We start from the raw sequence: 11,225 nt of genomic DNA, 5'->3' as shown, positions 1-11,225 counted from the left end.
CTGGCGGGGCGCCGGGGCACGTACGATTCCGGGCATGTCGTCCCGTACGCGTCTCTCGTGGTGCCCCTTGCTCGGGGTGCTGCTGGTCGTGCTCGGGGCGTTCTGCGGCCCTGGGGTGGCCGCGGAGCCGACGCCCGCGAAGCCCGAGGTGTCGGTGCAGGCCGAGGCGTCCGCCGGAGTGCCCGGCTGCGGCAAGGGCGGCCGGCAGGACGCCGGTCAGGCCCCCGCGGCCCCGCCGCGCTCCAGCTCCGCGTACGAGCTGCTGCCCGCCCTGCATCAGGCCCATGCCACGTCCGGCGCGTGGGGCGTCGGGCAGACCGTGCCGCTGCTGACGCCGGAGCGCGGGCCGCCGCCGCTGACGCCGCCCTCCCCGGTCGATCTCTCGATCCTGCGCGTGTAGAGGCCCTCGTCCCGGGCCCCTTCCACCACGTACAGGAACAGAGAGAACTCCCTGATGCCCAAGAGCGACAACAAGAGCGGCAACAGCAAGAGCGGCAACAACAAGAAGAAGAACATCGCCATCGGAGCCGGCGTGGCCCTCGCCGCCCTGCTCCTCGGCGCCGCCTCCTACAGCGCCACCAAGCCCGACGAGCCCTCCTCCGTCACCGCGAAGGAGGAGCCCGCCGCGGACGTCTCCGCCGACCCGCAGGCCGGGGTCTACCCGGAGCTGGCGAAGCTCGCCAGGCGCGACGGCAAGGACGCCCTCGCCCAGGGCCGCAAGGACGCCCCGGTCGTGCTCATCGAGTACGCCGACTTCAAGTGCGGCTACTGCGGCAAGTTCGCCCGCGACACCGAGCCCGGCCTCGTGAAGAAGTACGTCGAGGACGGCACCCTGCGCATCGAGTGGCGCAACTTCCCCATCTTCGGCGCGGACTCCGAGTCGGCGGCGCGGGGCGCGTGGGCCGCCGGTCAGCAGGGCCGCTTCTGGCAGTTCCACGCGGCGGCGTACGCCGAGGACGCCAAGGAGAAGGGCTTCGGTGGCGAGCGCCTGAAGGAGCTCGCGAAGGAGGCCGGGGTCAAGGACATCGGCCGCTTCACGGACGACGCGGGCAGCGCCGCGGCCAAGGCGGCGGTGAAGAAGGACCAGGAGGAGGCGTACGGCCTGGGGGCCACGTCGACCCCGTCCTTCCTGGTCAACGGGCGGCCCATCTCGGGCGCACAGCCGGACGAGGTCTTCGACCAGGCGATCGAGCAGGCGGCGAAGAGCGCGGGTGCCGGCTCCGGGTCGGCGGACAAGTGACCGCCGACGTCGGGTACTTCGCGGCGTTCCTGGGCGGTCTCCTCGCCCTGATCAGCCCCTGCAGCGCGCTGCTCCTCCCCGCCTTCTTCGCGTACTCGATCGACTCGACCTCACGGCTGCTCGCCCGCACCGGCATCTTCTACGCCGGTCTCGCCACGACCCTCGTGCCGCTGGGCGCGGCGGGCTCGGTGGCCGGGCGATTCTTCTTCGGGCACCGGGACCAGCTGGTGCTCGTCGCCGGGTGGCTGATCATCGCGCTCGGCGTGCTCCAGGTCGTGGGCATGGGATTCGCCTCGCGGAAGATGTCCGAGCTGTCGGGGCGCATCCGGCCGACGACCGCGGTCTCCGTGTACGCGCTGGGCGCGGTGTACGGACTCGCGGGGTTCTGCGCGGGCCCGATCCTCGGCAGCGTCCTCACTGTGGCCGCGGTGAGCGGGAGCCCTGTCTACGGGGGCCTGCTCCTCGCCGTCTACGCGCTGGGGATGGCGGTGCCGCTGTTCGTGCTCGCCCTGCTCTGGGAGCGGTTCGACCTCGGGCGGCGGCGGTGGCTGCGGGGGCGTGCCTTCCGCATCGGGCGCTTCGAACTGCACACGACCTCGCTCCTGTCGGGGCTGTTCTTCGTGGCCCTCGGCGCCCTCTTCCTGGCGTACGACGGGACCACCGCGCTGCCGGGTCTCCTGGACGTGGACGATTCGTTCGCCGTGGAGCGCTGGGCCGGGGGCGTGGGCCGTGCCGTACCGGACTCGGTGCTGCTCGTGGGCGTGGTGGCGCTGGTGGGCGGCTGGTTCGGGGTGCGGGCGTGGCGGAAGCGGGCGCGGACTCGGGCGCGGACGAGTGGGCCGGTTGAGGCCGAGCGGGGGTGAGTCCGTTTCAGGTGTTTTAGCCTGATTCGTATGGCCGAACAGCTTGATCACGAAGAACACCGGCATGGAGCCCACGGCGCTCACGGCGCCCACGGACGGGCTCCCACCGGGCGTGAGCGGTGGTCGGCGTTCAAGGACTCGCCCTTCCTGCCCGCGGTCGTCCTCGTGTTCATCCTGGCGGCGGCCGCGGGGCTCTTCGCGGGCTCGTACACGTACTCCATGGCGAAGCCGACCCCGCACCACATCCCCACCGCGGTGGTCGGCGCCCAGGAGGCCACGCGCGGCAAAGCGTTCCTCGACGGCATGGAGAAGGCGCTGAACGCCTCCCTGGAGGTGCACGAGTACGACAGCGTCGCCGCGGCGCGCAACGCCGTGGCGGAGCAGAAGGTCTTCGCGATCCTCGCGGTGGCTCCGGGCGGCGGGGACAAGGTGACGTTCGACGTCTCCGGCGCCTCGGGGGCGTCGGTCGCCCAGCTGCTCGCCGAGGCGGCGCCGAAGGTGGGCAAGGAGGTGGGGGTGCCGGTCACGGTGAAGGACATCAAGCCCCTCCAGGAGGGCGACCCGCGAGGGCTCGCGATCTTCTACATCTCGCTCGCCGCGGTGATCATCGGCTTCGTCGGGGCGATCCAGCTGAGCGTGCACGCCCGGGGCCTGAATCCGGCCGAGCGCATCGCCTTCACCATCCTCTACTCGCTGCTCGGCGGCTTCGTGATCGCGGCGGTGGTGGACTGGTGGCTGGGGGCGGTGAACCTGCCGTTCGTCGAGTCGTGGCTGATCCTGGCGCTGACGATGTTCGCGTCGGGGATGGTCAACACGATGTTCAACACGCTGTTCGGGCGCTGGGCGATGATCCCGACGTGGGGCCTGATGGTGCTCCTGGGCAATCCGTCGTCGGGCGGCGCGGTCTCCTGGCCGCTGCTCCCCTCGGTGCTCGGCCACATCGGGCAGTGGCTGCCGCCGGGCGCGTCGGTGAACGCGCAGCACACGGCGGTGTACTTCGGCGGCCACCAGCACGCGTTCCCGTTCCTGGTCCTCGCGGGGTGGGCGGTCCTCGCGTCCGTGGTGTTCTGGGTCTGGCGGCACCGGCACCCGGGCGGACGGGAGAGGCCCGCGGCCCACGCGGCGGCCCCGGCGGCCTGACCGGACGGGGGAACGCGAAAGGCCCCGTCCATCGGACGGGGCCTTCGAAGAGGTGGCTGGGGCCGGGATCGAACCGGCGACCTATCGCTTTTCAGGCGATCGCTCGTACCAACTGAGCTACCCAGCCACGCGATCCGCGTGGAATCGCAAGCGGTCCTGACGGGATTTGAACCCGCGGCCTCCACCTTGACAGGGTGGCGAGCACTCCAAACTGCTCCACAGGACCAAGCGTTGTGCGAGCACTAGTCTCGCACAAGGTGTTGCGTGCCCCCAACGGGATTCGAACCCGTGCTACCGCCTTGAAAGGGCGGCGTCCTGGGCCACTAGACGATGAGGGCTAAGGGCCCACCTGGGCGCTTTGCAGCGCGTCGGGGACGTGAGAAGCATATGGGATGCGGGGAGCTATCGCCAAAACGGTTATCGGGGGGCGGGGGAACCGCTCCCCGGGGAGCGCCCCGGAGGGGCCGGCGACGGTGTCGCCCCGGGCTGGTTCTCCTTCGGCAGATGGCGGCTGACCTCCGCCTTCGTCAGACCGAGGCCGCCCAGTTTGATCTCGTCCCAGGCCTGCAGCCGCCGGGTGTCCCGGTCCAGGTAGAGGACGGACGTCTCGACCGGGTCGGGGTACTTGCCCTCCACCGCCCGGAGCCCGCTGCCTCCCGTGGACCCCTCGATGCGCAGCCGGGTCCCGCCGTCCATGACCTCCATCTCCGAGTGGTGGACGTGGCCCGCCAGGACGAGCGGCACCTCGCCGTCCGTCTCCCGCGCGGCATCGGGGTTGTGCGCGACGGCCACGTCCACGGGGGTGCCCGCCGTCTGCTGGTCGCGCAGGGCGGAGGCGAGGCGGATGCCCGCCATCTCCTCGACGGGCTTGCCCTCCGCCGCCACCGAGCGGTCCGGCGTGTACTGGGGATCGCCTGTCCCGGCGAACCGCAGGCCCGCGACCGACACGGCCCTGCCCTCGTCCAGTACGTGCACGTTCTTCATGCGCTGGAGGTAGCGCTGGGTGGTGGCCGAGTCGTGGTTGCCGCGGACCCAGACGTACGGGGCGCCGAGATCCTCGATCGGGTCCAGGAAGGCGTTCTCGGCGGCGCTCCCGTGGTCCATGGTGTCGCCGGAGTCGACGATGACGTTGATGTCGTACTGCTCCACAAGCGAGGCGATGATCTTCCAGCTCGCCGGGTTGAGGTGGATGTCCGAGACGTGCAGGACGCGGATCGTGGACGGGTCCGGCTGGTACGCGGGGAGCGTCGACGTCGCGTCGTACAGCTTCGTCACGTTGGTGACCAGGCGCGCCAACTCCTGCTGGTAGACGTCGAACTCGCTCACGATGCTGCGCGCGTTGCCGACCACCGAGGGCGCGCTGCTGAGGAGGCCGGAGAACTTCGGCTCCAGGACGGACTTCGGGTTCCACGTCGCGTACGCCGCCGCGCCCGACGCGGCGAGCAGGGCCAGCGCGAGACCGCCCGCCGCCAGGGCCCGGCGCGGGCGCCGGTAGACCGCGAGGCCCAGCGCCGTGGCGCCCGCGACGACGGCGGCGCAGGAGCGTACGGCCAGGTCGAGCGTGCCGTGCCCGACGTCCTTGGCCACCTCGTCCTGGAGTCCCGCGATCCGCTCGGGGTGGTCGACCAGGGCCTGGGAGCGGACCGGGTCCAGGCGGTCCACGTCCACGTCCAGGCGGATGGGCGCGACGTGCGAGCGCAGTTCGAGGGCGCCCAGCGGGGAGACGTCGATCTTCGTGCCGCCGGTGAGCGAGGGGCGCAGCGTCATCCGCGTGTCCATGGGCCCCACGGGCGCGTGCACGCTGCCGACGATCAGCAGGCCGAGCCAGGCGCCGAAGAGGACGACCGCGACCAGGCCCAGTGCGCGGCCGTAGGGATGCGGAGGGTGGACGAGCTCGCCCACCGGGCGGGGGTGGCGGGATCGGTAGTGGCGTACGAGGGCGGCGGGCGCACGGAAGACGCGAAGCCGGACCATTGGGGCCGTATGCCCATGGGGAGGGGCGGCCATGCGGGGCGGTGGCCGACAATGGGGGAGTGCTGGAGATGACGCGGGAAGAGTTCGAGGAACTGGTCGCCGAGGCGCTCGACCGGATTCCTCCCGAGTTGACGCGGTTGATGGACAACGTGGCGGTGTTCGTGGAGGACGAACCACCGGCCGAGGACCCCGAGCTGCTCGGGCTCTACGAGGGAACGCCGCTGACGGACCGGGGCGAGTGGTACGCGGGAGTGCTGCCGGACCGGATCACCATTTACCGGGGGCCGACGCTGCGCATGTGCGAGTCGCGCGAGGACGTGGTCGCGGAGACCGAGATCACCGTCGTGCACGAAGTCGCACATCACTTCGGGATCGACGACGAGCGCCTGCACGCCCTGGGCTACGGCTGACGGAAGGCGGCAGGTCCGTCCGCCGGTCCGTGTCCTCTTGCGGGGCAAGGGAGTTGGGTAGGACGTCCCCGCTTCTCAGCGCCTCGGAGGTGCTAGGCCGTGCGCCAGTTGTACGTTCCTGTCCGGTTGGCCGCGGCGGCGGTGGCCGTCATGGCGACCGCGGGCTGCATGAGCATCGGCGACGACGACGGCGGTGAGCCGGGACCCGCGCGGTCCGTCGGCGAGCGCAGCGCGGCGGCCGCCCCGGACGGCGGAGGTGCCACGCCGGGCGCGGATTCCGCCGGCGGTGGCGGCGAGGGCCGCGATGACGCGAAGGGCGGCAAACGCGGCAAGGGCGGCAAGGGGAAGAGCAAGGGCAAGGGGGGCTCGGGCGCGCGCGGCGGGTCCGGTTCCGACGCCGCCCAGGCCTCTGCCTCCGCGTCCGGCGGCGGCGACCCCGCCCCGCCGACGGGCGACGGGCGCCCCTCGCCCACCAGGACCAAGCCCGACGCGCCGCGCCCCACGCCGACGCCCGACCCGCCGAAGCCGACCCCCACGCCGACTCCCGAGCCCACCCCGGAGCCCTCGTCGTCGGCGCACGAGCCTCCGAAGCAGGACGCTCAGCTGGGGGAGCGGTCGGAGGGGCTCAGGTCTCGTGAGCCGTCGCCGGAGGCGGGTCCGGCGTAGAGGGTCGGGGTGGCTTGGTCTCGGGTGGCTTGAGCCGGGGTCTCCCGCTGTCCGAAACCCGCTTCCTCGCAGGTGAGACAGGCCGTAAGGGGTGGAATCCAAGGTGCCCCGGAGGATGCGGTTTGCCTTCGGGGGGGTTGGGTGCGTATGGTGGTAGATCGTTTGATCCCATTTGCCCGGCGCCGAAAAAGAAGAGCGCCGCGTGGCGCGTACTCTCCCTTGCCGTGGCTGACCGCATCGAGGCGGTCCATTGCGAAATCACGGAGTTGACGGGCGCGTGCCGAGACTCCGGAAGGTTTCGCATTTCGCATGTCCATTTCTCACTCTGACCACGCCGTCCTGCCCGAGAACGAGACGACCGACGAGCTGACGGCTCAGACCGTCACCGAGGCCGTCGAGACGGTCCAGGCCACCGACGTCGCCGACGTCGTGGAGGCCGCCGAGCAGGTCGTCGTGGAGACCGAGGCCGCCGCCGAGGTCGAAGAAGCCGCCGAAGAGGCCGAGACCGGCCCCACCTTCGGTGACCTCGGACTGCCCGAGGGCATCGTCCGCAAGCTCGCCCAGAACGGCGTGACCTCCCCCTTCCCGATCCAGGCCGCGACCATCCCGGACGCCCTGGCCGGCAAGGACATCCTCGGCCGTGGCCGCACCGGCTCCGGCAAGACCCTCTCCTTCGGCCTGCCGATGCTGGCGACGCTGGCCTCCGAGGGCCGCACCGAGAAGAAGAAGCCCCGCGGCGTCATCCTCACGCCGACGCGTGAGCTCGCGATGCAGGTCGCGGACGCGCTCCAGCCGTACGGCGACGTGCTCGGCCTGAAGATGAAGGTCGTCTGCGGCGGTACGTCGATGGGCAACCAGATCTACGCGCTCGAGCGCGGCGTCGACATCCTCGTCGCCACCCCGGGCCGTCTGCGCGACATCATCAGCCGTGGCGCCTGCTCGCTCGAGAACACCCAGATCGCGGTGCTCGACGAGGCCGACCAGATGTCCGACCTGGGCTTCCTGCCCGAGGTCACCGAGCTGCTCGACCAGGTTCCGTCCGGCGGCCAGCGCATGCTGTTCTCGGCCACGATGGAGAACGAGATCTCCACGCTGGTCAAGCGCTACCTGAACAACCCGGTCACGCACGAGGTCGACAGCGCCCAGGGCAACGTCACGACCATGACCCACCACATCCTGATCGTGAAGCCGCGCGACAAGGCGCCCGTCACGGCCGCCATCGCCTCGCGCAAGGGCCGCACGATCATCTTCGTCCGCACCCAGCTGGGCGCGGACCGCATCGCCGAGCAGCTCTGCGAGTCCGGCGTGAAGGCCGACGCGCTGCACGGCGGCATGACGCAGGGCGCTCGTACGCGCGTTCTTGAGGACTTCAAGAAGGGCTACGTCAACGCGCTCGTCGCCACCGACGTCGCCGCGCGCGGCATCCACGTCGACGGCATCGACCTGGTCCTGAACGTGGACCCGGCCGGCGACCACAAGGACTACCTGCACCGCTCGGGCCGTACGGCCCGCGCCGGCCGCAGCGGCACGGTCGTCTCCCTCTCGCTGCCGCACCAGCGCCGCCAGATCTTCCGCCTGATGGAGGACGCGGGCGTCGACGCCACGCGTCACATCATCAACGGCGGCGGCACCTTCGACCCGGAGGTCGCCGAGATCACCGGCGCCCGTTCGATGACCGAGGTGCAGGCCGACTCCGCGGGCAACGCGGCGACCCAGGCCGAGCGTGAGGTCAAGGACCTCACCAAGGAGCTGGAGCGCGCGACCCGTCGCGCGACGGAGCTGCGCGAGGAGGCCTCGCGTCTCACCGCGCGTGCCGCCCGCGAGCGTGGCGACGACCCGGAGACCGCGGTCGCCGAGGCCACCGCCGCCGCCGAGGCCGAGGTCGAGGCCGCTGTCTCCGTCCCGGAGCAGCCCGCGGTCGCGCCTCGCGAGGAGCGCCGTCCGCAGCGTGACGAGCGCGGCAACTACGAGCGTGAGCGCCGCGACGACCGCGGTGGCCGTTCCTTCGAGCGCCGTGACGACCGTTCCTCGGGTGGCTTCCGTGGCGGCGACCGCCGTGAAGGTGGCGACCGTGGCGGTTTCCGTGGGGGCGACCGACGTGAGGGTGGCGGCTTCAACCGCGACCGCAACGACCGTCCCTCGGGCGGTGGCTTCCGTGGCGGCGACCGTCGTGAGGGTGGCGGCGGCTTCAACCGCGACCGCAACGACCGTGGTGGCTCCGGCTTCCGCCGCGACGACCGTCCCTCGGGCGGCGACCGTGGTGGCTTCCGTGGGGGCGACCGTCGTGAGGGTGGCGGCTTCAACCGCGACCGCAACGACCGTCCCTCGGGCGGCGGCTTCCGTGGGGGCGACCGTCGTGAGGGTGGCGGCGGCTTCAACCGTGACCGCAACGACCGTGGTGGCTCCGGCTTCCGCCGCGACGACCGCCCCTCCGGCGGCCACCGTGGCAGCGACCGTCCGTTCAACCGCGACCGCCGCGACGACCGCCCCGCGGGCGGCTCGGGTGGCTTCCGCTCCGGCGGCCACGACCGCCCGTCGTACAACCGCAACTCGGGCACGTCCGGCACCGGCACGGGCACCGGCTCCTTCGGCCGCCGCGACGACAAGCCGCGCTGGAAGCGCAACGGCTGACGCCTGCTGAACAGTTGAACCGAAGGGCCCGCACAGCTTGCTGTGCGGGCCCTTCGTCGTGCGCGGGTTCTGCGGGCCGTGTCGATGTCAGTACGTGCTGTTACCTTCGGGCTTGATCGAAGCGGTGGTCCGGTGGGGAGCCGGGCCCAGAGGGAGGGGACCCCGTGATTCGTCATGCCTTCGTACACAGCGCGGTTGCCGTCGCGCTCGCGTCATCGGCCGTCGTCGCCACGCCATGGGCGGCCGCGGCGGCGGATAACAGGCCGCCGGATCAGCCGGCGCTGTCCGAGCTCATGACCGGGGGCAAGAAGTGCGCGAGCGGGACGGAGAGACCGTACGTACGCACCCGGCCGCAGTTGAGCGCGGTGCTCCGTGACCCTGACGCCCAGCCGGTCTCCGCGGAGTTCGAGGTCTCGTGGCGGGACGCGGCGGGGGAGAGACAGGTGCGCACGGCCGCCACGACGTCACGCCGCAGCGGCAGCGAGGTGCGGTGGAGCGTCCCGGAGGACGTGCCGGCGGCCACCGACGTGGACTGGCGTGTGCGGGCCTTCGACGGCACGGCGTGGGGTCCGTGGAGTTCCGACGGCGACCGCGGCACCTGTGGGTTCGTGTACGACATCGAGGAGCCGGCGAAGCCGTCCGTGTCGTCACCGGAGTACCCGGACGACACGGAGTCCTGGCACGACGGAGTGGGCGCGTACGGCACGTTCACGGTCGACTCCTCGTCGGACGACACCGTGTCGTACGTCTACCGCTTCGCCGCCGAGAAGCAGCAGACGGCAGAGCCGAAGGAGCCGGGGGGCCCGGTCGAACTGCGCTGGATGCCGAAGTCGTCCGGCCTGCAGCAGCTTTCGGTCCAGGCGATCGACCGGGCGGGCAACGCGAGCGAACCCGTCAACTACCAGTTCCGGGTGGCCAGTGGCCGTACGCCCGTCGCCGGGTGGAAGCTCGCCGACCCCGCGGGTTCGGTCCGGGCCGACGCCTCAGCGGGCGGCAGACCCGCCGAAGCGGTCGGGTCCGTCACCTTCGGTGCCGAGGGGCCGTCCCGTACGGACGTGAAGTCGGCGGTGGAGCTGGACGGTTCGGGCGGCGGTCATCTCACGTCGGGCGCTCCGGCGGTGGATGCCGGGGAGGCGTTCGCGGTCAGCGCGTGGGTGCGTCCGGGGGAGGCGGGCCGGGACATGACGGCGGTGAGCCAGGGTGGAGATGACGGGCCCGCGTTCGCGCTCGGGGCGGATGCCGAAGGGAACTGGTCCTTCTCGCTCGGTGGTGGCACGTCGGTCCGGGCGGAGGGCGGGCTGCCCGAGAGCGGGGAGTGGGCGCACCTGACGGGTGTGTACGACCCGGTGGAGCGTGCGGCGCTCCTCTACGTGAACGGCCGCCTCGTCGGCACCGCGGAGAGCGCCTCGGCACCCGGGGGTTCCGGAGCCCTGCAGATCGGCCGGTCCTGGGACGGCCGGATCGCCGACGTACAGGTGTGGGACCGGGTGGTCGTCCCGGCGGAGGCGGCGGCGCTCGGGAAGCGCGCGACCGTGCGGGAGGGGCACTGGCAGTTCGACGAGTCGGCCGCGGGAGCCAGCCCGGAGCACGACGGCCGGCAGTCGATGAAGCTGGGCGGGGACGCCCGGATCCAGCGCGATGACAGCGACTGCGGCCTCGACCCGGATTGCGTTCCCGGCGAGACACCGATGGTGGGGGAGGGCCAGCTGAAGCTCGACGGTGAGGGGGACCACGCGGCGACGGACGGTCCGGTGGTGGACACGGGCGACAGCTTCTCGCTGGCTGCGCATGTGCAGTTGGATCCCGCGGCCGAGGGCCGCACGATGACGGTTCTGTCGCTTCCGGGCGAGCAGACGGATGTTGCCGCGCTGCGCTACACGCCGGAGCAGCAGAGCTGGGAACTGACGCTGGCCCACGAGGACCGGGCCGGAGCGGAGACGACGAAGCTGACGGCGGACAACGACTGGGCGTCGAGCGGCCAGCCCCATCACTTGGCGGTGGTGTACGACGACGGTGCCGACGAGGTCCTGCTGTACGTCGACGGACATCTGTCGGCCAAGGCGCCGTTCCACCACAGCCCCCCGGCCACCGGAGGGTTGCAGGTCGGGCGTGCCGCCCAGGCGGACGGCGGGAGCGAGTATCTGCATGGTGCCGTTGACGACGTGCAGGCGTATGCGGGGGCGCTCAGTGAGCGGCAAGTGGTGGTGCTGAGTGGCGGAGGGACGTCGGTCTGACCGGTAGGTCGTTACCGTGCGACGGGCCCGGGAGGTGATACCCGATCGGATGGGCGGGCCTCTGCGG

The 11,225-nt window shown here is 71.9% G+C and carries 9 protein-coding genes and 3 tRNA genes; 8 read left to right on the top strand and 4 right to left on the bottom strand.

What is annotated here, in order from left to right; translation table 11 throughout:
* Window positions 1-34: 34 nt before the first annotated feature.
* From AB0I66_RS24805 to AB0I66_RS24790, 4 genes are read left to right on the top strand one after another with little or no spacing between them, the layout of a single operon-like run.
* Window positions 35-400: a hypothetical protein gene (locus AB0I66_RS24805; RefSeq protein WP_363210143.1), complete on the top strand. Its 366-nt coding sequence runs from the start codon at window positions 35-37 to the stop codon at window positions 398-400.
* Between the two features lie 54 nt (window positions 401-454).
* The gene (locus tag AB0I66_RS24800) at window positions 455-1,240 is read left to right on the top strand and encodes a DsbA family protein (protein WP_363210142.1); all 786 of its coding nucleotides are present in this window, start codon (window positions 455-457) and stop codon (window positions 1,238-1,240) included.
* Window positions 1,237-2,103, top strand: a complete 867-nt coding sequence (locus AB0I66_RS24795) for a cytochrome c biogenesis CcdA family protein (RefSeq protein WP_363210141.1) — start codon at window positions 1,237-1,239, stop codon at window positions 2,101-2,103. The genes AB0I66_RS24800 and AB0I66_RS24795 overlap by 4 nt, the downstream gene beginning before the upstream one ends.
* 30 nt (window positions 2,104-2,133) lie before the next feature.
* Window positions 2,134-3,243 carry an ABC transporter permease gene (locus AB0I66_RS24790; protein WP_363210140.1) on the top strand — a complete coding sequence of 370 codons (1,110 nt, stop codon included), beginning with the start codon at window positions 2,134-2,136 and terminating at the stop codon, window positions 3,241-3,243.
* A 53-nt stretch (window positions 3,244-3,296) separates the two neighbouring features.
* On the opposite strand, the gene AB0I66_RS24785 is transcribed toward AB0I66_RS24790, so the two are convergent.
* From AB0I66_RS24785 to AB0I66_RS24770, 4 genes are all read right to left on the bottom strand, one after another.
* Window positions 3,297-3,370, bottom strand: a tRNA-Phe gene (locus AB0I66_RS24785).
* A gap of 24 nt (window positions 3,371-3,394) precedes the next feature.
* Window positions 3,395-3,469, bottom strand: a tRNA-Asp gene (locus tag AB0I66_RS24780).
* A gap of 39 nt (window positions 3,470-3,508) precedes the next feature.
* Window positions 3,509-3,581, bottom strand: a tRNA-Glu gene (locus AB0I66_RS24775).
* 79 nt (window positions 3,582-3,660) lie between these two features.
* The gene (locus AB0I66_RS24770; RefSeq protein WP_363210139.1) at window positions 3,661-5,217 is read right to left on the bottom strand and encodes a metallophosphoesterase; all 1,557 of its coding nucleotides are present in this window, start codon (window positions 5,215-5,217) and stop codon (window positions 3,661-3,663) included.
* Window positions 5,218-5,276: 59 nt separating this feature from the next.
* Here AB0I66_RS24770 and AB0I66_RS24765 point away from each other — a divergent pair, with 59 nt between their 5' ends.
* The 4 genes from AB0I66_RS24765 to AB0I66_RS24750 all read left to right on the top strand — a co-directional run bounded on the left by AB0I66_RS24765 (window position 5,277) and on the right by AB0I66_RS24750 (window position 11,158).
* Window positions 5,277-5,627, top strand: a complete 351-nt coding sequence (locus AB0I66_RS24765) for a metallopeptidase family protein (protein ID WP_190082831.1) — start codon at window positions 5,277-5,279, stop codon at window positions 5,625-5,627.
* Between the two features lie 99 nt (window positions 5,628-5,726).
* The gene (locus tag AB0I66_RS24760) at window positions 5,727-6,293 is read left to right on the top strand and encodes a hypothetical protein (RefSeq protein ID WP_363210138.1); all 567 of its coding nucleotides are present in this window, start codon (window positions 5,727-5,729) and stop codon (window positions 6,291-6,293) included.
* A 309-nt stretch (window positions 6,294-6,602) separates the two neighbouring features.
* Window positions 6,603-8,924: a DEAD/DEAH box helicase gene (locus AB0I66_RS24755; RefSeq protein ID WP_363210137.1), complete on the top strand. Its 2,322-nt coding sequence runs from the start codon at window positions 6,603-6,605 to the stop codon at window positions 8,922-8,924.
* A 164-nt stretch (window positions 8,925-9,088) separates the two neighbouring features.
* Window positions 9,089-11,158: a LamG-like jellyroll fold domain-containing protein gene (locus tag AB0I66_RS24750; RefSeq protein WP_363210136.1), complete on the top strand. Its 2,070-nt coding sequence runs from the start codon at window positions 9,089-9,091 to the stop codon at window positions 11,156-11,158.
* The last annotated feature ends 67 nt before the right edge of the window (window positions 11,159-11,225 follow it).

The organism is Streptomyces sp. NPDC050439 (assembly GCF_040655335.1).
Lineage (GTDB): Bacteria > Actinomycetota > Actinomycetes > Streptomycetales > Streptomycetaceae > Streptomyces.
This window is presented reverse-complemented; position numbering and strand designations above follow the sequence as displayed.

Bases quoted from the DNA above. Each gene is read 5' to 3' on its own strand.
- AB0I66_RS24805 (WP_363210143.1), top strand. From the start codon at position 35: ATGTCGTCCCGTACGCGTCTCTCGTGGTGCCCCTTGCTCGGGGTGCTG.
- AB0I66_RS24800 (WP_363210142.1), top strand. From the start codon at position 455: ATGCCCAAGAGCGACAACAAGAGCGGCAACAGCAAGAGCGGCAACAAC.
- AB0I66_RS24790 (WP_363210140.1), top strand. From the start codon at position 2,134: ATGGCCGAACAGCTTGATCACGAAGAACACCGGCATGGAGCCCACGGC.
- AB0I66_RS24770 (WP_363210139.1), bottom strand. From the start codon at position 5,217: ATGGTCCGGCTTCGCGTCTTCCGTGCGCCCGCCGCCCTCGTACGCCAC.
- AB0I66_RS24755 (WP_363210137.1), top strand. From the start codon at position 6,603: ATGTCCATTTCTCACTCTGACCACGCCGTCCTGCCCGAGAACGAGACG.